General features: G+C 63.9%; 18 protein-coding genes. 8 read left to right on the forward strand and 10 right to left on the reverse strand.

Annotation, left to right across the window (positions count from 1 at the left end; translation table 11 throughout):
* Positions 1-15: 15 nt before the first annotated feature.
* Entirely contained in the window at positions 16-723 is a 708-nt protein-coding gene (locus VF716_RS06920; RefSeq protein WP_011912890.1) for a TetR/AcrR family transcriptional regulator, read from the reverse strand.
* Positions 724-923: 200 nt separating this feature from the next.
* Here VF716_RS06920 and lexA point away from each other — a divergent pair, with 200 nt between their 5' ends.
* Positions 924-1,532: a transcriptional repressor LexA gene (lexA, locus tag VF716_RS06925; RefSeq protein ID WP_014596417.1), complete on the forward strand. Its 609-nt coding sequence runs from the start codon at positions 924-926 to the stop codon at positions 1,530-1,532.
* A gap of 10 nt (positions 1,533-1,542) precedes the next feature.
* Positions 1,543-2,022: an SOS-induced cell division inhibitor SulA gene (sulA, locus tag VF716_RS06930; RefSeq protein ID WP_011912888.1), complete on the forward strand. Its 480-nt coding sequence runs from the start codon at positions 1,543-1,545 to the stop codon at positions 2,020-2,022.
* Positions 2,023-2,088: 66 nt separating this feature from the next.
* Here sulA and VF716_RS06935 read toward each other — a convergent pair whose 3' ends face one another.
* Positions 2,089-2,325: a hypothetical protein gene (locus VF716_RS06935; RefSeq protein WP_011912887.1), complete on the reverse strand. Its 237-nt coding sequence runs from the start codon at positions 2,323-2,325 to the stop codon at positions 2,089-2,091.
* A gap of 205 nt (positions 2,326-2,530) precedes the next feature.
* Between VF716_RS06935 and VF716_RS06940 the strand changes: the two genes are divergently transcribed.
* Positions 2,531-3,370 carry a DMT family transporter gene (locus VF716_RS06940; RefSeq protein ID WP_011912886.1) on the forward strand — a complete coding sequence of 280 codons (840 nt, stop codon included), beginning with the start codon at positions 2,531-2,533 and terminating at the stop codon, positions 3,368-3,370.
* 14 nt (positions 3,371-3,384) lie between these two features.
* Here the strand turns inward: VF716_RS06940 and VF716_RS06945 are convergent, their stop codons facing one another.
* The 5 genes from VF716_RS06945 to fadB all read right to left on the reverse strand — a co-directional run bounded on the left by VF716_RS06945 (position 3,385) and on the right by fadB (position 10,637).
* On the reverse strand, positions 3,385-3,903 hold the full coding sequence (locus tag VF716_RS06945; protein WP_011912885.1) for a DUF6586 family protein: 519 nt from the start codon (positions 3,901-3,903) through the stop codon (positions 3,385-3,387).
* Between the two features lie 135 nt (positions 3,904-4,038).
* Entirely contained in the window at positions 4,039-6,642 is a 2,604-nt protein-coding gene (gene topA / locus VF716_RS06950; protein WP_011912884.1) for a type I DNA topoisomerase, read from the reverse strand.
* Between the two features lie 285 nt (positions 6,643-6,927).
* The gene (locus tag VF716_RS06955) at positions 6,928-7,161 is read right to left on the reverse strand and encodes a DUF1653 domain-containing protein (RefSeq protein WP_019405753.1); all 234 of its coding nucleotides are present in this window, start codon (positions 7,159-7,161) and stop codon (positions 6,928-6,930) included.
* A 134-nt stretch (positions 7,162-7,295) separates the two neighbouring features.
* The gene (fadA, locus tag VF716_RS06960) at positions 7,296-8,471 is read right to left on the reverse strand and encodes an acetyl-CoA C-acyltransferase FadA (protein WP_019405752.1); all 1,176 of its coding nucleotides are present in this window, start codon (positions 8,469-8,471) and stop codon (positions 7,296-7,298) included.
* 18 nt (positions 8,472-8,489) lie between these two features.
* Positions 8,490-10,637 carry a fatty acid oxidation complex subunit alpha FadB gene (gene fadB, locus VF716_RS06965; RefSeq protein ID WP_440552347.1) on the reverse strand — a complete coding sequence of 716 codons (2,148 nt, stop codon included), beginning with the start codon at positions 10,635-10,637 and terminating at the stop codon, positions 8,490-8,492.
* 435 nt (positions 10,638-11,072) lie between these two features.
* Here fadB and VF716_RS06970 point away from each other — a divergent pair, with 435 nt between their 5' ends.
* The gene (locus VF716_RS06970) at positions 11,073-13,103 is read left to right on the forward strand and encodes a S9 family peptidase (protein WP_014596412.1); all 2,031 of its coding nucleotides are present in this window, start codon (positions 11,073-11,075) and stop codon (positions 13,101-13,103) included.
* 85 nt (positions 13,104-13,188) lie between these two features.
* Positions 13,189-13,548: a YgaP-like transmembrane domain gene (locus VF716_RS06975; protein WP_013982476.1), complete on the forward strand. Its 360-nt coding sequence runs from the start codon at positions 13,189-13,191 to the stop codon at positions 13,546-13,548.
* 169 nt (positions 13,549-13,717) lie between these two features.
* On the opposite strand, the gene acs is transcribed toward VF716_RS06975, so the two are convergent.
* Entirely contained in the window at positions 13,718-15,673 is a 1,956-nt protein-coding gene (gene acs, locus VF716_RS06980; RefSeq protein WP_043942154.1) for an acetate--CoA ligase, read from the reverse strand.
* Between the two features lie 250 nt (positions 15,674-15,923).
* Between acs and VF716_RS06985 the strand changes: the two genes are divergently transcribed.
* The gene (locus VF716_RS06985; RefSeq protein ID WP_440552350.1) at positions 15,924-17,249 is read left to right on the forward strand and encodes a DUF2254 domain-containing protein; all 1,326 of its coding nucleotides are present in this window, start codon (positions 15,924-15,926) and stop codon (positions 17,247-17,249) included.
* A 153-nt stretch (positions 17,250-17,402) separates the two neighbouring features.
* On the opposite strand, the gene VF716_RS06990 is transcribed toward VF716_RS06985, so the two are convergent.
* Complete coding sequence (locus VF716_RS06990) at positions 17,403-18,401, reverse strand: TRAP transporter substrate-binding protein (protein ID WP_020306080.1); 999 nt, start codon at positions 18,399-18,401, stop codon at positions 17,403-17,405.
* A gap of 145 nt (positions 18,402-18,546) precedes the next feature.
* Positions 18,547-19,446, reverse strand: a complete 900-nt coding sequence (locus VF716_RS06995; RefSeq protein WP_125856889.1) for a LysR family transcriptional regulator — start codon at positions 19,444-19,446, stop codon at positions 18,547-18,549.
* Positions 19,447-19,622: 176 nt separating this feature from the next.
* On the opposite strand from VF716_RS06995, the gene VF716_RS07000 reads away from it, so the two are divergent.
* Together VF716_RS07000 and VF716_RS07005 are read left to right on the forward strand one after the other, a co-directional pair.
* Entirely contained in the window at positions 19,623-20,825 is a 1,203-nt protein-coding gene (locus tag VF716_RS07000) for a CaiB/BaiF CoA transferase family protein (RefSeq protein ID WP_440552352.1), read from the forward strand.
* A gap of 103 nt (positions 20,826-20,928) precedes the next feature.
* Positions 20,929-21,855 (forward strand): hydroxymethylglutaryl-CoA lyase, encoded by a 927-nt coding sequence (locus tag VF716_RS07005; RefSeq protein WP_440552353.1) that lies wholly within the window; start codon positions 20,929-20,931, stop codon positions 21,853-21,855.
* Positions 21,856-22,134: the final 279 nt, after the last annotated feature.

Genomic DNA, 22,134 nt, shown 5'->3' on the forward strand with positions numbered 1-22,134 from the left:
CGGCAGGCTTGTAGCTCAAGCCTTCGCCGGGATGGCCACGGCGTTGCGCCGCGCGATCGGTTGCGCCGCCGCCAGGGTATTGTCATCGATACCGCTGTCGGCACGCATGCCGGCTGCCAGGAACGGCACCATCATGCGCATCACCTGCTCGATGGAAGTCCGAACGCCGAAATCGTTCTCGGAGATCGCACGCAGCGCCTTGATACCGGACATGCTGAATGCCGCAGCCCCGAGCATGAAGTGCACGCGCCAGAACAGCTCGATGGGCGGAATGGCCGGCGCGGCGTCGTGAACCTTGAGCATGTAACGACGGAACACCTTGCCGTACATGTCTTCCAGGTAACGCCGCAGGTGGCCCTGGCTCTGACTGAAGGACAAGCCCAGCAGGCGCATGAAGATCGACAGGTCGTCGCCGCTGCGCGGTTTGACCGCCAATGCCTGCTCCACGAGGATTTCCAGGAGCTCCTCGAGCGTGTCCTTCTTGTCGGTGAGCGCCTCGCGGCGATCCAGCTCACGCTCCAGGCTGGCACAGAACGGCCCGAGGAAACGCGAGAACACCGCCTGGATGAGCGCCTTCTTCGAACCGAAATGATAGTTGACCGCCGCGAGGTTGACCCCAGCCTTGCTGGTGATCAGGCGAAGCGAGGTCTCGGCGAAGCCTTTTTCCGCGAACAGCTGTTCCGCTGCATCAAGAATGCGCTCAACTGTTTCCGACTGCGCCATGCCCCCTCCGAAAGACAAACAACTGTTTGAAACTTACGTTTCACCGACCGGCAAGTCAACCACGAAACGCCGCATGGCACTAGCGTCATTGTCGCAGACGCACCGTCCAGCCCGCCGGCTGACCCGACATGAAACATTCATTGCCAAGGCCGGATCACTGTATATAATCCCAGTCACTGTATAAAAGAACAGAGACCGACATGATCAAGCTGACGCCTCGCCAGACGGAAATCCTCGCCTTCATCAAGCGCTGCCTGGAAGACAACGGTTATCCGCCAACCCGCGCGGAGATCGCTCAGGAGCTCGGCTTCAAGTCGCCCAATGCCGCGGAGGAGCACCTCAAGGCGCTCGCCCGCAAAGGCGCCATCGAGATGACGCCCGGCGCCTCCCGCGGGATACGTATTCCCGACTTCGAGCCCGCACCTGCCGAAACCGGCTTGCCCATCATCGGCCGCGTCGCTGCTGGCGCACCGATACTGGCCCAGCAGCATGTCGAGGAATCCTGCCAGATCAGCCCCGCCTTTTTCCATCCGCGCGCCGATTATCTGCTGCGTGTGCACGGCATGAGCATGAAGGACATCGGCATTTACGACGGTGACCTGCTGGCCGTGCACACCACCCGTGAGGCCCGCAACGGCCAGATCGTGGTGGCGCGGGTCGGCGATGAGGTGACCGTCAAGCGTTTCAAGCGCGACGGCAAGAAGGTCTGGCTGCTGGCGGAGAACCCGGAATTCGCCCCCATCGAAGTCGACCTCGAACATCAGGAATTGGTCATCGAAGGCTTGAGTGTCGGCGTCATACGCCGCTGAGGAGAAGGTTATGCAGTACCAGACCAGCACTTCCCGGCCCCAACTATCGCTGTTCGACGGTGTCATCGCACAAAGCCTGGCACCTTTCGGCAGCCTTGCACCGCGCAGCAAACCCGAGCAGGAGAAAAAGGATCACCTGAGCGAGTTGAGCCTCAGCGGCAGCAGTCAGCACTGCCATCTGCTGCTCACGCCGATCCTGCGCGAACTCGGCGACGCGACGGACAGCCGCTGGCTGACACTGATCGCGCCGCCCGCCTTCCTTTCACAGAGCTTCCTGCGCAAGTGCGGCCTGAACCGCGAGCGCATCATCCTGCTGCAACCACGCAACGCGGAAGGCGCGCTGGAACTCGCGTGCAAGGCGCTGGCGTCCGGCTGCAGCCATACCGTCATCAGCTGGCTCGGCCAGATCGACGACGCGACACGCAGCAAGCTGCGCAACGCCGCCAGCCTGGGCGGGGCGCAGAGCCTGAATATTCGTCTGGGTTGTTGAGTGGCGGCGAGCACAAGGACGTGCTGCCTGTTGTGAAGTGAAGGCCGAGCCCCGGAGCAGCTGCGCTCAGTGCAGAACGCGCGGCTCGTCTGCATCGTGGTCGAAATCGCCTTCTGTCATCCGACCCGCCATCTGAACGCCAACATTGAACATCGCCTTGGCAATCTCCACATGCTGCCCCTGCAGGAAGAGCTTGGCGTCGTCGGAAAAGTCGAGCGTGACCAACACCTCTTCGTCCTCGGCACGACGAAGCACGATGCGCCCGTCTGGTAGCTCGACGATTTCCAGAAAAGATGTAGGCATGGATCAGCTCCGCGTGAAAGGCCGCCATTGTAGCAGCCGGTCGCCGTCGCGGCAGCCTTTGGCGCTTCAGGCCACCAGTCCGGCGCGTTGCGGGGCGCACACCTCGTGCGTTGCGCCCCGAAAATGACGTGCCCAAGGCGGATCGGCAACGTAGCATGCGCTGAAAAAAGCGCGCGCATCTCTGCGCCGGGACAAGGAATCGTGCATGACCACCCGCACCTTGCTGCTCACCGCTCTGGCCATGCTGGCGTTCGCCGGCAACTCGATCCTCTGCCGGATCGCGCTGCGGGACACCGCCATCGATCCAGCCAGCTTCACCGGCCTGCGGATAGTCGCCGGAGCGCTCACTCTATGGCTGCTGTTGCGCGTCGACAGGGCCGACCAGCCCCTAGGGGGTGACTGGGTCGGTGCCATGGCGCTGTTCGTCTACGCGGCCTGTTTTTCCTTTGCCTATATCGACCTGGACGCTGGCGCCGGCGCACTGCTGCTGTTCGGTGCCGTACAGCTGAGCATGCTTGCCTGGGGCTTGCTGAGAGGCGAGCGTTTCAGCGCCGGGCAGCTCGCCGGCCTGCTGCTGGCGGTCAGTGGATTGGTGATCCTGCTGCTCCCGGGGAGCAGCACCCCGCCCTTGGATGGCGCTTTGCTGATGATCCTGTCCGGCATCGCCTGGGGCGTCTATTCGCTCCGTGGACGTGGTGCAGCCACACCGCTTGCAGCCACTGCGGGTAATTTTCTCCGGGCGGTTCCATTGGCGGCGGTGCTCTGCCTGCTTTCGCTGGGCCAGCAGACGTGGGATTGGCCGGGCGTGGCCTACGCGCTGCTTTCCGGGGCGCTGACGTCAGGGGTCGGCTATGCCATCTGGTACGCCGCCCTGCCCGGTCTGGCGGCGATACAGGCCGCCAGCGTGCAACTCAGCGTTCCGCTACTGGCGGCCATTGCCGGTGCCGTGCTGCTGGGCGAAGCGATGACCACAACGCTACTGTTGGCCGGCACCGCGATTCTGGGCGGCATCGCCCTGGTCCTGCGCATCAGGCATCGCCATTAGCCCGGCGTCGCCGGTTACCACTCGGTGAGCGATTCGCGAAAGCGCAGCGCCAGCCCCTTGAGGTTCTGCCGCCACGCTTCCAGCTCGGCGCGGGTCAGCGGCGGAGTCTCGTCCTCGACGGTGACCGCCTCGATCAATGGCTGCCGCGGATCGGTCTTGGCCTTGGCCGGGGCGCGCGGCGGCTGGAACAGCTGACGATAGGCGGCCAGCAACTGCCCGAGCCAGGTACTCGGCTGTTCCGACAGTTCCAGCAGCTCGGCGAGCTCCGGACTCGGCGCGGCCTCTAGAACGCTGCGCGTCAGGAACGCCTCCACCACCGGCGCATCGGCGCCCGGCGAGCGATAGTAGCCGGCGATCTCGTGGCAAAGGCCGAGCAACGCGCCGTACAGGTGAAACAGACACGCCTCGCGCTCGGCCTGGATAAGCCCCTGAGAGTTCATCGAGGCAGTCTCTTCGGCCTTGCGCCAGCTTTCCAGCGAGAGGCCTGCAAAGAAGATCTTCTGGTTGGTACGGGTGTAGAGCTCGTGAGCCATGGCATGCTCTCCGGAAGAGAATGTGCAGAGAATGGACCTTCGACGAACGCTGCACCAGAGCGAACGACGAACAGACGGCGTGGGCGTGAGGCAATCAACCCGACCGACTCGCCTGGCGAGTCGGTCGAGCCAGGATCAGCGCTTGTCTTCGACCTGCCACTTGCCGCCGTCGTAGAACGCCTTCCAGCCGGTGGGCTTGCCATCCACTTCGCTCTGCACGTACTGCTCCTTGGTCTTGCGGCTGAAGCGGATCACCGCCGGGCGGCCGTCCGGGTCCTGCTGCGGTGCCTGGAGCAGGAAGTGGTACTTGGGATCGATCTCGTCCTTGTGGGGAATCAGCTCTCGCACCAACGGCGCGCGGGTCTCGCGATTCTTCGGGAACTGGCTGGCAGCCAGGAACAACCCGGAAGCGCCATCGCGCAGTACGTAGGTATCGTCGACCTTCTCGCACTTGAGCTCCGGCATCTTCACCGCATCCATCTTCGGCGGCGCCGGCTCGCCATTCTTCAGCAGCTTGCGGGTGTTCTTGCATTCGGCATTGGTGCAGCCGAAGAACTTGCCGAAACGACCGGTCTTGAGCTGCATCTCGCTGCCGCACTTGTCGCATTCCAGGCTTGGCCCCTCGTACCCCTTGATACGGTACTGACCTTCCTCGATCTCGTAGCCGGAGCAGTCCGGGTTGTTGCCGCAGATGTGCAGCTTGTGCGTCTCGTCGAGCAGGTAGGCATCCATCGCGGTGCTGCAGATCGGGCAGCGATGCTTGCCCAGCAGCACGCGGGATTCGGACTCACCCTCGTCATCCGCGGCGATCTCGTCACCCGGAATGAGGTTCACCGTGGACTTGCAGCGCTCCTTCGGCGGCAGGCTGTAGCCGGAACAACCAAGGAACACGCCGGTGGACGCGGTGCGGATCATCATCGGCCGGCCGCAGACCTTGCACGGGATGTCCGTCAGGGTCGGCTGGTTGGCACGCATGCCATTCTCGCTGGACTCGGCGACCTCGAGCTTCTTGCGGAAATCACCGTAGAACTCGTCCAGCACATGCTTCCAGTCGCGCTCGCCCTGAGCGACGTCGTCCAGATGCTCTTCCATGCCAGCGGTGAAGCCATAGTCCATCAGGTTGTTGAAACTCTCGGAGAGGCGTTCGGTGACGATGTCGCCCATCTTTTCCGAGTAGAAACGGCGATTGTGCAGCGAGACGTAGCCCCGATCCTGGATGGTGGAAATGATCGCCGCATAGGTGGATGGCCGGCCGATGCCGCGCTTCTCCATCTCCTTGACCAGACTGGCTTCGGAATAGCGGGCCGGCGGCTTGGTGAAGTGCTGGCTCGGGTCGAGCTTGAGCAGCTTCATGGCGTCGCCCTTGCTCATTTCCGGCAGCACGTCGTCCTCGCCAGCCTTGCTCTGCTGCGGCATGACCTTGGTGTAGCCGTCGAACTTGAGGATGCGCCCCTTGGCACGCAGCTCGAAGTCACCGGCCTCGACCGTCACGCTGGTGGACAGGTACTGCGCCGGCGGCATCTGGCAGGCGACGAACTGACGCCAGATCAGCTCGTACAGGCGCTCGGCATCGCGCTCCATGCCGGACAGCTGGTTCGGCCGCAGGTTGACATCGGACGGGCGAATCGCCTCGTGCGCTTCCTGCGCGCCCTCCTTGCTCGAATACAGGTTCGGCTTTTCGGGCAGGTACTTGTCACCGAACTCGCCTTCGATGAAACCGCGCACCATGCTGATGGCGTCGGCCGACAGGTTGGTCGAGTCGGTACGCATGTAGGTGATGTAACCGGCTTCGTACAAGCGCTGGGCCATCATCATGGTCTTCTTCACGCCGAAGCCGAGGCGATTGCTCGCCGCCTGCTGCAGGGTCGAGGTGATGAAGGGCGCCGAAGGCTTGCTGCTGGTCGGCTTGTCCTCACGCTTGGTCACGCTGTAGCTGGCGCCCTTGAGCTTCTCCAGCGCAGCATTGGCCTGCGCCTCGTTCAGCGGCTTGAACGCCTCGCCCTTCTCGCGGGCGACTTCGAAGCGCACCTTGGCCTGCTGGGCAGTCGCCAGGTCGGCATGAACTTCCCAGTATTCTTCCGGGACGAAGGCGCGGATCTCGCGCTCGCGCTCGACCACCAGTTTCACCGCCACCGACTGCACGCGACCGGCAGACAGGCCGCGGGCGATCTTCGCCCAGAGCAGCGGCGAAACCATGTAGCCAACCACCCGATCGAGGAAGCGCCGCGCCTGCTGGGCGTTGACGCGATTCAGATCGAGCTCGCCCGGCTGGGAAAAGGCCTCCTGAATCGCCTTCTTGGTGATCTCGTTGAACACCACGCGCTTGTAACGGCTGTCATCGCCACCGATGGATTCGCGCAGGTGCCAGGCGATGGCCTCCCCTTCTCTATCCAAGTCGGTCGCGAGATAGATCGTGTCGGCTTCCTTGGCCAGGCGGCGCAGCTCCTCGATAACCTTTTCCTTGCCGGGCAGGATCTCGTACTTGGCCTTCCAGCCATGTTCCGGATCGACGCCCATGCGCGCGATCAGTTGACGCTTGGCCTTCTCCTTGGGCGACAGCGCAGGCGCTTCGGCCGCCGCAGCCTTGCCGCGCTTGACCGGCTCCTTGTTGGCCGAGCCGCTGGTGGGAAGGTCGCGGATGTGGCCGATACTCGACTTCACCACGTACTGGTTGCCCAAATACTTGTTGATTGTCTTGGCCTTGGCCGGTGATTCCACGATGACCAGCGATTTACCCATGGAGAGGAGAGTTCCTGAATCTAGAGGTGAACAGAGGCGGCGCCTCCGGCAGTTTGAATACCCGTGCCGTCGGTAATCGGCAAGGCATCAGCGAACGTTCGTGCGCGTTTTGCGAACGGGGCGGCTCTGCAGGATATTCCTGCTCGGCTCGGCCTGGCGCGGACCAGAGCGACGATTCGAGGCCATGAACCGGACGCCTGGGTTAGCGCTCTGTCTAAAAAGCACCGCTATATATAGTGGCGATGGAGCTGAGGTCAAGCGCGGCACTGGTAGCCCTGTGCCAGCTCAATCCCGAAAGACGCTGGCCTCGGCTTCGATCAGCGCGAACCTCGGCACCGTTTCACCGTTGACCTCGACCGTCTCGGTAAACATCGACAGTGGCCGCACCCAGAGTCCGCGCTCGCCATACAGCGCCTGGTAGAACACCACCAGCTCCTCCGTCTCGGAGTGCCGGGCCACGGCGAATACGCGATATTCCGGCCCCTTGTAATGGCGATAACGCCCCGGCTCCAACTGCATGCCTACCTCCACGCAACGACAAAAAAGAAAAACCGGGGCACCAGGCCCCGGCTTCCATGCACCGGCTGACAACATTCTTTCCGCAAACCTGCAGAAATGGTTGTCAGCCTAGCGCAGTCATTTGCATCTGTCTGTCAGAGGCGTTCGAAGACCGTACTGATCCCCTGGCCCAGACCGATACACATGGTGGCGACACCGAGCGTACCGTTGTTCTGCTTCATCACGTTCAGCAGGGTGCCGGAGATGCGCGCACCGGAGCAGCCGAACGGGTGACCCAGGGCGATGGCGCCGCCATGCAGGTTGACCTTCTCTTCCATCTTGTCGAGCAGCTTGAGGTCCTTGAGCACCGGCAGAGCCTGTGCTGCGAAGGCTTCGTTCAGCTCGACGTGGCTGATGTCGTCCATGGTCAGACCGGCGCGCTTGAGCACCTTCTGGGTGGACGGAACCGGGCCGTAACCCATGATTGCCGGGTCAACGCCAGCCAGTGCCATGGCGCGAACCACGGCCAACGGCTGGATGCCGAGATCCTTGGCGCGCTGGGCCGACATGACGATCATGCAGGACGCACCGTCGGTGATCTGCGAGGAGGTACCGGCGGTCACGGTACCGCCCTTCGGGTTGAACGCCGGCTTGAGCTCGGCCAGACCCTCAAGGGTGGTTTCCGGGCGAATGGTCTCGTCGTAGTCGAAGACCTTGAGGAAGCCGTTCTCGTCGTGACCTTCCATCGGGATGATCTCGTCCTTGAACTTGCCTTCCTGAGTCGCTTTCCATGCCAGCTGGTGCGAGCGGTAGCCGAACTGGTCCTGGGCTTCACGGGTGATGCCGTGCATCTTGCCGAGCATCTCGGCGGTCAGCCCCATCATGCCCGACGCCTTGGCCGCGTGCAGCGACAGCTGCGGGTTCGGGTCGACGCCATGCATCATGCTGACGTGGCCCATGTGCTCCACGCCACCGATGACGAACACGTCGCCATTGTTGGTCTGGATAGCCTGCACGGCGGTGTGCAGCGCGCTCATGGACGAACCGCACAGACGGCTCACGGTCTGGCCGGCGCTGGTGTGCGGAATGCGGGTCAGCAGCGACGCCATGCGGGCGATGTTCCAGCCCTGCTCGAGGGTCTGGTTCACGCAGCCCCAGATCACGTCCTCGACCTCGGCCGGGTCGATCTTCGGATTGCGCGCCAGCAGGCCGTCGATCAGCTGTGCGGACATGGTCTCGGCGCGGGTGTTACGGTGCATGCCGCCCTTGGAGCGCCCCATCGGGGTGCGACCGAAGTCGACGATGACTGCATCTCTTGGATTCAGGCTCATGAATTCTCTCTCCCTCGATTAACCGTAGAAGCGCTGGCCGTTGGCAGCCATCTCGCGCAGCTTCGCGGTCGGGTGGTACAGCGGGCCCAGGTCGGCGTACTTGTCGGCCGTCGCGACGAACTCGGCGACGCCGATCGAATCGATGTAGCGCAGCGCGCCACCACGGAAGGGTGGGAAGCCAATGCCATAGATCAGGCCCATGTCGGCTTCGGCAGCGGTCTCGACGATGCCGTCTTCCAGGCAGCGCACGGTTTCCAGGCACAGCGGGATCATCATGTAGTTGATGATGTCCTCGTCGGACAGCTCGCGAGTCTCGGCAACGATCGGCTTGAGCAGCTCGTAGGCCTCGGCATCGACGACCTTCTTCGGCTTGCCCTTCTTGTCCATCTCGTAGGCGTAGAAGCCCTTGCCGTTCTTCTGGCCCAGACGGTTGGCCTCGTACATGACGTCGACGGCCGTGCGGGTGTCGTCCTTCATGCGATCCGGGAAGCCTTCGGCCATCACGTCACGGCCGTGGTGGCCGGTGTCCATGCCGACGACGTCCATCAGATAAGCCGGACCCATGGGCCAGCCGAACTTCTCCATCACCTTGTCGGCACGAACGAAGTCGACACCGTGCGCGATGGCGCGGGCGAAGCCGCCGAAGTACGGGAACAGCACGCGGTTGACCAGGAAGCCCGGGCAGTCGTTGACCACGACCGGGCTCTTGCCCATTTTCTTGGCGTAGGCGACGGTGGTGGCGATGGCGGTTTCGCTGGTCTTCTCGCCGCGGATCACCTCAACCAGCGGCATCATGTGCACCGGGTTGAAGAAGTGCATGCCGCAGAAGTTTTCCGGACGCTTGAGCGCCTGGGCCAGGTAGCTGATGGAAATGGTGGAGGTGTTGGAGGCGATGATCGCGTCCTCGCGTACGTGCCCTTCCACCTCGGCCAGCACGGCGTGCTTGACCTTCGGGTTCTCGACCACGGCTTCCACGACGATGTCGACATTGCCGAAGTCGCCGTAGGACATGGTCGGACGAATCGCGTTGAGCGCCTGCGCCATCTTCTCCTGCGTCAGACGGCCCTTCTCGACACGCTTGCCGAGCAGCTTGGAGGCTTCGTCCAGGCCCATCTGGATACCCTCTTCGCGGATATCCTTCATCAGGATCGGCGTGCCCTTGACGGCTGACTGGTAGGCGATGCCGCCACCCATGATGCCGGCGCCGAGTACGGCTGCCAGTTTCACGTCGCGGGCCTGCTTGTCGTAGGCCTTGGCCTTCTTCTTCAGTTCCTGATCGCTGAGGAACAGGCCGACCAGGCTCTGTGCAACCGAGGTCTTGGCCAGTTTGACGAAGCCGGCGGCCTCGACTTCGATGGCCTTGTCACGGCCGAAGTTGGCGGCTTTCTGGATGGTCTTGATAGCTTCGACCGGAGCCGGATAGTTCGGGCCGGCCTGGCCAGCCACGAAGGCCTTGCTGGTTTCGAAGGCCATCATCTGCTCGATGGCGTTGAGCTTGAGCTTGTCCAGCTTCGGCTGGCGCTTGGCCTTGTAGTCCAGCTCGCCGGAGATGGCGCGCTTGACCAGGTCCAGGGCAGCTTCCTGCAGTTTCTCCGGAGCGACGACGGCATCGACCGCGTGCACCTTGAGGGCGTCTTCGGCACGGTTTTCCTTGCCGGAGGCGATCCACTCGACGGCGTTGTCCACACCGATCAGGCGCGGCAGACGCACAGTACCGCCGAAGCCCGGGTAGATGCCCAGCTTGACTTCCGGCAGGCCGACCTTGGCGGTGGTGGACATGACGCGATAGTCGGCAGCCATGCACATCTCGAAACCGCCACCCAGGGCGATGCCGTTGATGGCGACCACGGTGGGTACGCCCAGGTCTTCGAAATCGCTGAAGATCTTGTTCGCTTCGAGGTTGCCGGCAACCAGCTCTTCATCGGGCAACTTGAAATTGTCGACGAACTCGGTGATGTCGGCACCGACGATGAACACATCCTTGCCGCTGGTGACGATCACGCCCTTGACCGAAGCGTCGGCCTTGATGGCATCGACAGCCTGGCGCAGATCGTTGAGAGTGAGGCGATTGAATTTATTGACGGACTCACCCTTGAGGTCGAAATTCAATTCGACGATGCCGCTCTCAAGAGCCTTAACCGTGATGGCTTTACCTTCGTAAATCATCAACTGATCTCCAGGTATGGAAGCTGAACGTTACGTGTCTCACGTCTTCGGCCCTGACTCGACCGCGCCTCGCGGCGAACGACACCCACCGACACGATAATCCGGGTGACCGGCATCTGCTCTGGCAAACGCTCGATTCATACGCCCGTTTGATTTGGGTCGGCACACCTTCGGGTAAAAGCGCAGCATTGTCAATCGGCTGCTTTGCCTAACCGAAAGTGACCTGCAAGCGGACATTTCGCGACTACCCGGTCACCATCGACAGCGCCGATCCGCCTGCATTCACCCTATCCATGGCCGCGTGGCTCGGCGGTCGGCCCGGCTGAAACCGGGCCGTACCAACCGGGTCAATCCTAGACGCAGTCGAGCAGGTACACTGCCGCATTTCGTTGCACGCCATGTGCGGCCAACGCACCACCGAATCCGGAGTACTGCATGTCCCAAGCCCCCATCGCCCGCGCTGACACCGGCACCGACCCTTACCGCTGGCTGGAGAATCGCGACGCCGAGGACGTGCTGGCCTATCTCAAGGCGGAGAATGCCTATCTCGAGGAGCAGCTCGCCGATCAGGCCGAACTGCGTGAAGCCCTGTTTCAGGAGATCAAGAGCCGCATCCGCGAAACCGATCTGTCACTGCCCTCCCCGTGGGGGCCGTGGCTGTACTACCAGCGCACCACCGCAGGCGACGAGTATCCCCGGCACTACCGCTGCCCGCGCCCCCTGGATGGTTCGCTGACCGTCGATGAAAGCGCCGAACAGCTGCTGCTCGACCCCAACGAGCTGGCCGGCGGCGGCTTTCTTTCGCTGGGTGCCTTCAGCGTCAGCCAGGACCACAGCAAGCTCGCCTACAGCCTCGACCGCGAGGGCGACGAGATCTACCGGCTGTACGTCAAGGACCTGGCCAGCGGCGCGGTCACCGAGCTGCCCTTCGACAACTGCGACGGCAGCATGACCTGGGCCAACGACAGCCAGACCCTGTTCTATGGCGAGCTGGACGACACCCACCGCCCGCACAAGATTTACCGCCACTGCCTTGGCGATACGGACAGCAGCGAGGTTTATCACGACCCGGACGGGCGCTTCTTCGTGCATTGCTACCGCGCCAGCTCCGACCGCCAGCTGGTCATCCTTTCCCACGGCAAGACCACCAGCGAAGCCTGGGTGTTGTCGGCGGACCAGCCGGAGGGCAGCTGGACCTGTCTGGCGCCGCGCCAGGAGGATCACGAGTACTTCCCCGATCATGGCCTTTACGAAGGCCAGTGGCGCTGGCTGATCCGCAGCAACCAGGCGGGTATCAACTTCGCCCTTTATCACGCCAGCGAGACCGAGCCAGGCCGCGAGCACTGGCAGGAGCTGGTCCCGCATGATGACGCGGTGATGCTCGAGGATGTCAGCCTGAACGCCGAGGCGATCACCCTGACCCTGCGCGAAAGCGGCCTGCCGGTGATCGAGGTACGACCGCAGGGCGTCCAACCCTATCGCCTGCAATTGCCCGATGCGGCCTACAGCCTGCACGTGCAGAACTCGCTGGAATTCACCAGCACGGTGATCCGCCTGCGCTACGAGGCGCTGAATCGCCCGGCGCAGATCCGCCAGCTGACCCTGGCCGACGGCACGCAGGAGGTGCTCAAGGAAACCCCGGTGGAAGGCCCCTTCGATGCGGACGCCTATGAAAGTCGGCGCATCTGGGCCACCGCCCAGGACGGTACGCAGATTCCCATCAGCCTGGTCGGCCGGCGTGACAGCTTCGGCAAGCCCGCACCGCTCTACCTCTATGGTTACGGCGCCTACGGCCACAGCCTCGACCCCTGGTTCTCCCACGCGCGGCTGTCGCTGCTCGACCGCGGCTTCATCTTCGCCATCGCCCATGTGCGTGGCGGCGGCGATCTCGGCGAGGCCTGGTACCGCGCCGGCAAGCTGGAGCACAAGCCGAACACCTTCAGCGACTTCATCGCCTGTGCCGAGCAGCTGTTGGCCGACGGTTACACCACATCGCCACGCCTGGCCATCAGCGGCGGCAGTGCCGGCGGCCTGCTGATCGGTGCCGTGCTCAACCTGCGTCCGGAACTGTTCGGTGCGGCGATCGCCGAGGTGCCCTTCGTCGACGTGCTCAACACCATGCTCAATGCCGACCTGCCGCTGACGGTGACCGAGTACGACGAATGGGGCGACCCGAACCAGCCCGAGGTGCACGAACGCATCCGCGCCTATGCGCCCTATGAGAACGTCCGGGCCCAGGCCTATCCGCCACTGCTTGCCGTGGCCGGCTACAACGACAGCCGCGTGCAGTACTGGGAGGCCGCCAAGTGGGTCGCCAAGCTGCGTGCCACCCGCACCGACGACAACCTGCTGCTGCTCAAGACCGAGTTCGGCGCAGGTCACGGTGGCATGAGCGGACGCTACCAGGCGCTCAAGGACGTGGCGCTGGAGTACGCCTTCGTGCTCAAGGTGTTCGGCATGGCCTGATCGGACCATGCCTGCCGACCTGCGGTGGCGAACAGGCGGCTCCGGCAAGAGTCATTCATTGAGAATGTCTTCGTCGGAGCCCCCCATGAACAACTCTTCCAAGCACCTCGAACAGAACGTCCACGGCTGGGAGCGCGCCATGTCCCTGGCCGGCGGCCTGTACTTCCTCGCCAAGGGTCTGCGCCGCGGAGGCCTCGGCGGCCTGCTGCAACTGGGCATCGGCGGGATGGCCGTTGCCCGGGGCGTGACCGGCCACTGCGAGGCCAAGCGCGTGTTCAATGAAGTCAGCGAACAGGCGGGCATGGCCGAAGGGCGCTCGCACCATATGCCGTTCGAGCGTTATGACTCGAACAAGGAGCAACTGCAGGCCAACGCCGCAGCTGCTACCAACGGCACCACGGTCACCGGCAACGACGATCTGAAAAGCCCGCCCGCCGGCGTCTGAACATCGCCCTGCGGGCCTGTGGCAAGCGGACCTGTCTGCGAACGAAGCTGCCAGGCGACATGAGCCCCGCGAGTCGACCGGCGCGCGAGCAAGCTCGCACGCAGCGGTCACGGGGAGCCGTAACGGCATTCCGGCCGCCTCGTAGACCGCTCGCAGGACGCCCGCGAGTTCAGCACCACTTCACCGCTTCATGGGCCTCAATCAGCTGATCCACCACACCCGGATCGGCCAGCGTCGAGGTATCGCCCAGGGTGTCGTAGTCGTCCGTGGCGATCTTGCGCAGCAGGCGGCGCATGATCTTGCCGGACCGTGTCTTCGGCAGCCCCGGCGCCCATTGGATGGTATCCGGCACAGCGATCGGGCCGATCTCGTGCCGGACCCACTGCTGCAGCTCCTGGCGCAGCGTGTCGCTGGGCTCGGTACCAGCAACCAGAGTCACGTAAACATAGATGGCCTGGCCCTTGAGCGGATGCGGCACGCCAACGGCCGCGGCTTCGGCCACCTTGGCATGCGCCACCAGGGCGCTCTCGATTTCGGCGGTGCCCATGCGGTGTCCGGAGACGTTGAGCACATCGTCGACGCGCCCGGTGATCCAGTAGTAACCGTCCTCGTCGCGGCGCGCGCCGTCGCCGGTGAAGTACATGCCGCGGAAGGTCTTGAAGTAGGTATCGACGAAACGGTCGTGGTCACCGTAAATGGTGCGCATCTGCCCTGGCCAGGAGTCGAGAATCACCAGATTGCCCTCCGCCGGGCCTTCCAGCAGGTTGCCGAGATTGTCCACCAGCCCCGGCACTACGCCGAACAGCGGCCGCGTCGCCGAGCCGGGCTTGAGCGCCGTGGCACCGGGTAACGGGCTGATGAGGATGCCGCCGGTCTCGGTCTGCCACCAGGTATCGACGATCGGGCAGCGCGACCGACCGACCGTCTCGTAGTACCAGTGCCAGGCTTCCGGATTGATCGGTTCACCCACCGTGCCGAGCAGGCGCAGGCTCGAACCGTCGGCACCCTCCATCGCCGCCGGCCCCTCGGCCATCATCGCGCGGATTGCCGTCGGCGCGGTGTAGAGGATGTTGACCCGGTGCTTGTCGATGATCCTGGCGATACGGGTAACGTCCGGATAGTTCGGCACGCCTTCGTACATCAGGGTCGTCGCACCGTTGGCCAGTGGGCCGTAGATCAGATAGCTATGACCGGTAATCCAGCCGATGTCGGCGGTGCACCAGTAGATATCGCCGGGGCGGTAGTCGAAGACCCGCTCGTGGGTCAGCGCGGCGTACAGCAGGTAGCCGCCGCAGGTGTGCAGCACGCCCTTGGGTTTCCCGGTGGAGCCCGAGGTGTAGAGAATGAACAGCGGCTCCTCGGCGCCCATTTCCTTCGGCGCGCAGACCTCGCCGGCAACCCGCATCAAGTCGTCGTAGGAGACATCCCGGTGCGGGTGCCAGCGGATGTTCGCTCCGGTGCGGCGCACCACGATGATCTTCTGCACGCAACGGGTCTGCGGGTTCGTCAGCGCCTCGTCGACGTTCTCCTTCAGGGCGATGGTCTTGCCGCCACGTATGCCCTGATCGGCAGTGATCACCACCTTCGAGCTGCCATCGATGATGCGCCCGGCCAATGCCTCCGGCGAGAAGCCGCCGAACACCACCGAGTGGATCGCACCGATGCGCGCGCAGGCCAGCATTGCCACCGCGGCCTCGGGAATCATCGGCATGTAGATGGTCACCACGTCACCGCGGTGCACATCCTGGCCACGCAGGGCGTTGGCGAACTTGCAGACCTCCTGGTAGAGCTCGCGGTAAGTGATCTCGCGGTGCTCCGAGGGGTCGTCCCCCTCCCAGATGATCGCCACCTGATCGCCGCGCTCGGCCAGGTGCCGGTCCAGGCAATTGGCCGACACGTTCAGCGTGCCGTCGGCAAACCACTTGATATCGACGTGGTGGTCGTCGAAGGAGGTGCGCTTGACCTCGCTGAAGGGCCGAATCCAGTCCAGCCGTGCCGCCTGTTCACGCCAGAATCCTTCAGGGTTGATCACCGACTGCTGATACATGGCCCGATAAGCGGCCTCGTCGGTCAGGGAGTGCTTTGCAGCCTCAGGGGACACGGGATACACGGACGCAGCACACATGGCAGTCACCTCGGGTTATCTGGTTATTTTCCGGTCGCAGCCTTGTCTCGCAGGCGAACCCTCACCACCCGATCGATCCACCCTTCCCGTGCGGATCGCCAACCACGCGCCTGTCAGACGTCTGCTTCAGCCGATGCCGAATACCGCAGCGGCCGCGACCAGCGGCCACTCTCCAAGCATAGACACTGTTTCGCGGCCATTTGCCGAGGGCTGCTGTCTCAATTCGTAACAGCCATCGCCGGGAGCCCCCATGTCAGCACCAAGCAATGCCCTGTTTCGTCAGCTGCAGCGGATCCCCCAGAGCATAGTCTTCTACCCCACCGTGATTCCGGCCGGCTACTTCATGCTGGGCGGTCTCGTCCTGCTCTTCGAAACGACCGACCTGGCTCACGCCTGGCGAAACATGCTGCCGCCCGGCCTGGCAGAGGCGGACAACGCCCGGGAAATCCTCGGCACGCTCATCACCAGCATCATTTCGCTGACCGCGTTCAGCTTTTCCATGGTCATGGTCGTGCTCAACGGGGCCGCCTCGCGACTGTCCCCGCGCGTGCTGCCCGGGCTGATCAGCGATCGGCGCAACCAGCTGATCCTCGGCAACTACCTGGGCTGCATCCTGTTCTTCCTGCTGATGATCGCCTTCATCAACAAGAACGAACCCGATAGCCTGCCTGCGTTCGGCGTGCTGCTCGCCGTACTGATGGGCCTGGGCTGTATGGCCCTGTTCGTCGTATTCATCCGTTCCATCTCGCAGTCCATCCAGGTGGACTGGATCGTCGGCCAGCTCTACCGCAGCGCCTGCCATAACCTGGCGCAGCGTTGCGAGCGCCTGGGGTCGATCACCGCGGCGCCGGATGACCGCGACTGGTACTGCATCGAAGCGGTCACGCCCGGCTATCTGCGCGAGGTCAACGAGCAACGCCTGCGGGAGCTCTTGGGGCCGGACGATCTGCAGGCGGTGCTACAGGTGGAGCCCGGCTTCTTTCTGGTCGAAGGGCATCCGTTGCTCAAGGTCAGCGCCGAACTGGATGCCCGGCGAACCCGACAGGTGCTCGACTGCTTCGATTTCCACGATGAAGAGTTCGCCGGCGCCAACGTTTTCTATGGCATGCGGCAGATGACCGAAATCGCGGTAAAGGCCATCAGCCCGTCGATCAACGATCCGGGCACGGCAATACGCGTGCTCAATCTGCACGGCGTGTTGCTCGGTCGCCTGGGTGGCGTCCCGCCGCTGGACGTGGGCTGCATCGACAATGGCAAGCCCAGGCTGTTCTATCCACAGCTGAGCCCGCAACGACGGCTGACGCTTATCCTCGACCCGATTCGTACCTATGGCAGCAATGACCCGGCGATCGTCATGGCGCTGATGCAGTGCCTGAAGACTGCCTTGCACGGGCAGGCCTCCAGCGACCAGTTGGAGGCCTACGTGGATGAATTGGCGGCGCTGCGCGACGCCGCGGATACGGACCTGCGGAACGACCGTGACCGCCGTGCGGTCAACGATCTGCTGGAGCGCATCAACCGCCTGCATGACGAACTGGCGCCGCTGGCATTACTGCCAATTCCGGCGAAAAGCTGAAGGCAAAAAAAAAGCGGCCTCAGGGGCCGCTCGGTCAACCATCCGGTTGGAATACACACTTGTCCGATCACGCAGATAGACGCCGCCATTCTGTGCAGCCAGCGCCGTGGCCGAAACTGCACATTGGTCTAACAGACCATTGGCGGGCTTGCCTCAGGGCGCAGAGTTGGCTGCCTGGGCCGCCTCGATGAGCTCCTTGCCGATCTCGCCCTCGAACTTTTTCCAGGCCGGTTGTACCGCTTCGCGCCAGCGGGCACGCTGCTCGTCGGTCAGCACCAGAATCTCGCTCTTGCCCGAGTCGATCACGCCCTGCTTGGCCTTCTCGTTCAGCGCCTCGGCCTGGCGGTTCACCTCCACGGTGACCTCGTCGATGATCGCTTCCAGCTCGCCGCGCACCTCTGCCGGCAGGCCGTTCCAGAACCTGGTGTTGGTGATCAGCAGGTAGTTGCCGATGCCGTGGCCGGACTCGGTGATGTACTTCTGCACCTCGTGGTACTTCTGGCTGTAGATGTTCGACCAGGGATTGTCCTGGGCATTGACTACGCCGGTCTGCAGGCCCTGGTAGATCTCGGCGAAGGCCATCTTGCGCGGCACCGCCCGCAGGGCGGTGTACTGGGCGGCCTGCAGGTCCGAGGGCTGTACGCGGAATTTCAGCCCGCGGGCGTCGGCCGGCTCGCGCAGCGGCTTGTTGGCAGTGAAGTGGCGCATGCCGTTGAGCCAGTAGGCCAGGCCGGTGATGCCCTTGTCCTCCATGGATTTGAGCATGGCGCGCCCCTTGTCCGACTGCTGGAAGCGCTGCGCCGCGGCCATGTCGTCGAACAGGAACATCAGGTCGAACAGCTGCAGCTGCTTGGTGTACTGCTCGAGCTTCGACGGTGCTGGCGCCAGCAGCTGCACCTCGTTCATCAGCAGTGCTTCCATCTCCTTGCCGTCGCCGTACAGCGAGGAGTTGGCGAACACCTGCACTTCCACCTGGCCGGGCAGGCGCTCTTCCACGAGCTTCTTGAACATCAGCGCGCCCTGACCCTTCGGCGTGCTGTCGGCGGTGATATGGGAGAACTTGATCAGGATCGGATCGGCCTGGGCGCCGAGGACGCTAAACAGCGCGGAAGCGGCGAGCAGACGGGTGATGCCACGGGTGAGTCGTGCCATGGAGAGCTCCGTTTTGTAGTTGTGTGAGCCATGCAGCTGGTCCGACTCTACCCCGCTGCCCCCTCGGGCTGAATTGCTAATTGGCCAAGCGCGACTTCGCGTTTGGCGAAGGCCGTGACGCGATCGCGCCGTCGAACGGCTTCGTTCAGGCCTGGCCTTCGCGAAGCGTGAGGTGCTCGAGCATCTGCCGGGCAGTCACCGACAGGCTTTCCAGATTGCGCACGCCGAGCTTGAGTTCGCGCCGCGCCCAGACATCGGTCAGCGGCACCATGGCCACGTCCAGCGCCGGCAGGTAGTTGCGCACCACCTGCTCGGGCAGCACGCCGATGCCCATGCCGGTGTGGATCATCCGGCAGATCGCCTCGAAGCTGCGTACCTGAATGCGCAGGCGCAGCGGCGTACCCATCAGCTGCGCCGACTGCTGCAGCAGGGCATGCAGTGAGGCGTCCTGCTGCAGGCCAATGAAGTCGAAGCCTGCCGCCTCGCGCAGTGCAATGCATTCGCGGCCGGCCAGCGGATGCTCACGTGGCGTGACCAGCACCAGCCGATCCTCGCGGTAGGGAAACACCTGCAGGTCCTCGGCCGGCATGTGCCCGGCGAAGATGCCGATATCGGTCAGCCCCTCGCGCAGGGCGCGCAGGGTGTCACTGCTGACGCGCTCCTCCAGGTCGATCTTCACTTCCGGGTGCTGGCGAGCGAAGGCGCTCAGGTCTTCGGGCAGGAACTCGATCACCGCCGAGGTGTTGGCGTGGATGCGCACATGGCCCTTCACGCCCTGGCTGAACTCGCTGAGGTCAGCGTCCAGCTGCTGCAGGTTGTCCAGCAGGTTGCGCGCGCGGTGCAGCAGCGCGTGGCCGGCCGGCGTCAGCTCGACGCCCTTGGGCTGGCGATAGAGCAGGCTGACGCCGAGCTGCCCTTCCAGATCGCTGACGCGCTTGCTCACCGCTGCCAGCGCCAGATGCTCGCGCTCGGCGGCGCGGGTCAGGCTACGGGTCTCGGCGATGGCGACGAACAGCCGAAGGGTGACGAAATCGATGCGGCGCATGGGCAGGCTTCCGTATTCGCGGGTGACGAAGCATGCACCTATTCCCCCCGCTATTCCACGGCCGCACGTCTCCTGGCTTCGTGGAGCGCGAAGCCATGCTTGGCCAACGACCAATTGTCCGCTGCCGATGGGTCGGTCATGCTCGGCACCATGAATCAACCGGCACAGGTGTCGTGATGAGCGAACAGACAGACAAGAGCCTGCCGCTGCAGGGCCTCAAGGTGATCGAGATGGGCCAACTGATCGCCGGCCCTTTCGCCAGCAAGCTGCTCGGCGAATTCGGCGCCGACGTGATCAAGATCGAGCCCCCCAGGGTCGGCGACCCGCTGCGCAAGTGGCGCAAGCTCAAGGACGGCACCTCGCTCTGGTGGCATGTGCAGTCGCGCAACAAGCGCTCGGTGACGCTGGATCTCAAGGCCGCGGAAGGCCAGGAAATCGTCCGCCAGCTGGTGGCCGAAGCCGACATTCTGGTGGAGAACTTCCGCCCCGGCACGCTGGAAGAATGGGGCCTGGGCTGGGATGAGCTGTCGAAGCTGAACCCGCGGCTGATCATGCTGCGCATTTCCGGATACGGCCAGACCGGCCCCTATCGCGACCTGCCGGGGTTCGGCGTGATCGGCGAAGCCATGGGCGGCCTACGTCACCTCTCCGGCTATCCGGGCCAGCCGCCGGTGCGGGTCGGCGTCAGCATTGGCGATTCGCTGTCCTCGCTGTATGGCGTGATCGGTGTATTGCTCGCCCTGCAGGAGCGCAACCGTAGCGGCCAGGGCCAGGAAATCGACGTGGCGCTGTACGAGTCCGTATTCGCCATGATGGAAAGCCTCGTGCCCGAATACGACGCCTTCGGCTATGTACGCGAGCCGGCTGGCAGTGCCCTGCCCGGCATCACGCCGTCCAATTCCTATTTGTGCAACGACGGCGCCTACGTGCTGATCGCCGGCAATGGCGACAGCATCTACAAGCGCCTGATGACCCTGATGGGCCGCCAGGACCTTGCCGATGATCCGCGCTTCGCCCACAACGACGGCCGCGCCCAGCACGCCGAGCTGATCGATGCCGCCATTGGCGAATGGACCATCCAGCACAGCCGTGACGAGGTGATCGAAGCACTCAAGGGCGCCCGCGTACCGGCCGGCTATCCCTACACCGCCGCCGATATCGTCAAGGACCCGCACTACCTGGCGCGGCAGATGATCGAGCAGGTGCAGACCTTCGCCGGCCCGCTCAAGGTACCGGGCGTGCTGCCCAAGCTGTCGCGCACGCCAGGGCGCATCGGCGAAGGCGGCCCGCAACTGGGCGAGCACACCGACGATGTGCTGGCCGGCCTCGGCCTCACCGATGAACAACGCCAGGGCCTGCGCGAACGCGGGATCATCTGAACGCCACGCAGGGGTGGACAAGGCGAAGCTTGTCCACCAGCCAGCAAGCCACAACGGTGGATGGGTAGAGCGTCATCCACCCTACGAAACCCCAGGACTCCCCATGAGCAAACGCCTGTATATCCAGGAAGTCGCCACCCGCGACGGCTTCCAGATCGAAGCGAACTTCGTGCCGACCGAAGCCAAGATCGCCCTGATCGACCGCCTCTCGCAAACCGGGCTGGCGAAGATCGAGGTCACCTCCTTCACCTCGCCCAAGGCCATCCCCAACCTGCGCGACGCCGAGGACGTGATGCGCGGCATCCGCCGTGCGGAGGGCGTCGAGTACACCGTGCTGGTGCCCAACGCGAGGGGCTGCGAGCGAGCGCTGGCCTGCGAGGTGGACGAGATCAACCTGGTGATGTCGGCCAGCGACACCCACGGCCTGGCCAACCTGCGCATGACGCCCGAACAGTCGCTGGTGCAGTTCCGCGAAATCATCGAAGTCACTCGCGGCAGTGGCGTGTTCATCAACGCCTCGCTATCGACCACCTTCGGCTGCCCCTTCGAGGGCGATGTGCCCGAGCGGCGCATCTATGAGCTGGTGCAACGCCTGCTGGAGATCGGCGTGCAGGGCATCACCCTCTGCGACACCACCGGCATGGCCGACCCGGCGCAGGTCGAGCGCATCTGCCGCGAAGTGCTGAGCCGTTGGCCCGACGCCGTGTTTACCGCGCATTTCCACAATACCCGCGGCATGGGTCTGGCCAATGCACTGGCGGCACTGAACGCGGGCATCGACCGCTTCGACGCGTCCCTCGGTGGTCTGGGGGGCTGTCCCTATGCGCCGGGGGCCAGCGGCAATATCTGCACCGAGGATCTGGTGCACATGTTCCAGCGCATGGGGCTGGAAACCGGCGTCGATCTGGACCGGCTGCTCGAGGCCGCAGAACGCTTGCCGATGCTGGTCGGCCACGACGTGCCGAGCGCGATCCTCAAGGCCGGCAAGGCCGACCGGCGTTATCCGAAACCGTCGTCTCTCGTCGGCTGAAGCCCGCCGCCCGCACTGGCGCTACGCTCGTCAGCGGCGGCAAGGGCGCCCAAAAGCGGTGCAATAAAGGCAAAAGAGACAGCAATATGCACAGTTTGTGATCACTCGCGCTGCGCATCAGTCCGATCCGCTCATGAGTATGCAAGGGCTGCAACGGTCCTCGGCCCCCCAACACTGATGCGGAGCCCGTCGTCTGTAGCAGCGGGATGACGTCACGCCCCGCTGGGCAGGCGAATACTGCTTTTTTTTACCCGTGCTTAATATTTGGCATAGAAGTTT

Source organism: Stutzerimonas sp. Brlt_14 (assembly GCF_051948915.1).
GTDB lineage: Bacteria > Pseudomonadota > Gammaproteobacteria > Pseudomonadales > Pseudomonadaceae > Stutzerimonas > Stutzerimonas stutzeri.

What these genes read in the sequence shown, in the direction of transcription:
- VF716_RS06920 (WP_011912890.1), bottom strand. Translation starts at nt 723, where the DNA reads ATGGCGCAGTCGGAAACAGTTGAGCGCATTCTTGATGCAGCGGAACAG.
- lexA (WP_014596417.1), top strand. Translation starts at nt 924, where the DNA reads ATGATCAAGCTGACGCCTCGCCAGACGGAAATCCTCGCCTTCATCAAG.
- sulA (WP_011912888.1), top strand. Translation starts at nt 1,543, where the DNA reads ATGCAGTACCAGACCAGCACTTCCCGGCCCCAACTATCGCTGTTCGAC.
- VF716_RS06935 (WP_011912887.1), bottom strand. Translation starts at nt 2,325, where the DNA reads ATGCCTACATCTTTTCTGGAAATCGTCGAGCTACCAGACGGGCGCATC.
- VF716_RS06940 (WP_011912886.1), top strand. Translation starts at nt 2,531, where the DNA reads ATGACCACCCGCACCTTGCTGCTCACCGCTCTGGCCATGCTGGCGTTC.
- VF716_RS06945 (WP_011912885.1), bottom strand. Translation starts at nt 3,903, where the DNA reads ATGGCTCACGAGCTCTACACCCGTACCAACCAGAAGATCTTCTTTGCA.
- topA (WP_011912884.1), bottom strand. Translation starts at nt 6,642, where the DNA reads ATGGGTAAATCGCTGGTCATCGTGGAATCACCGGCCAAGGCCAAGACA.
- VF716_RS06955 (WP_019405753.1), bottom strand. Translation starts at nt 7,161, where the DNA reads ATGCAGTTGGAGCCGGGGCGTTATCGCCATTACAAGGGGCCGGAATAT.
- fadA (WP_019405752.1), bottom strand. Translation starts at nt 8,471, where the DNA reads ATGAGCCTGAATCCAAGAGATGCAGTCATCGTCGACTTCGGTCGCACC.
- fadB (WP_440552347.1), bottom strand. Translation starts at nt 10,637, where the DNA reads ATGATTTACGAAGGTAAAGCCATCACGGTTAAGGCTCTTGAGAGCGGC.
- VF716_RS06970 (WP_014596412.1), top strand. Translation starts at nt 11,073, where the DNA reads ATGTCCCAAGCCCCCATCGCCCGCGCTGACACCGGCACCGACCCTTAC.
- VF716_RS06975 (WP_013982476.1), top strand. Translation starts at nt 13,189, where the DNA reads ATGAACAACTCTTCCAAGCACCTCGAACAGAACGTCCACGGCTGGGAG.
- acs (WP_043942154.1), bottom strand. Translation starts at nt 15,673, where the DNA reads ATGTGTGCTGCGTCCGTGTATCCCGTGTCCCCTGAGGCTGCAAAGCAC.
- VF716_RS06985 (WP_440552350.1), top strand. Translation starts at nt 15,924, where the DNA reads ATGTCAGCACCAAGCAATGCCCTGTTTCGTCAGCTGCAGCGGATCCCC.
- VF716_RS06990 (WP_020306080.1), bottom strand. Translation starts at nt 18,401, where the DNA reads ATGGCACGACTCACCCGTGGCATCACCCGTCTGCTCGCCGCTTCCGCG.
- VF716_RS06995 (WP_125856889.1), bottom strand. Translation starts at nt 19,446, where the DNA reads ATGCGCCGCATCGATTTCGTCACCCTTCGGCTGTTCGTCGCCATCGCC.
- VF716_RS07000 (WP_440552352.1), top strand. Translation starts at nt 19,623, where the DNA reads ATGAGCGAACAGACAGACAAGAGCCTGCCGCTGCAGGGCCTCAAGGTG.
- VF716_RS07005 (WP_440552353.1), top strand. Translation starts at nt 20,929, where the DNA reads ATGAGCAAACGCCTGTATATCCAGGAAGTCGCCACCCGCGACGGCTTC.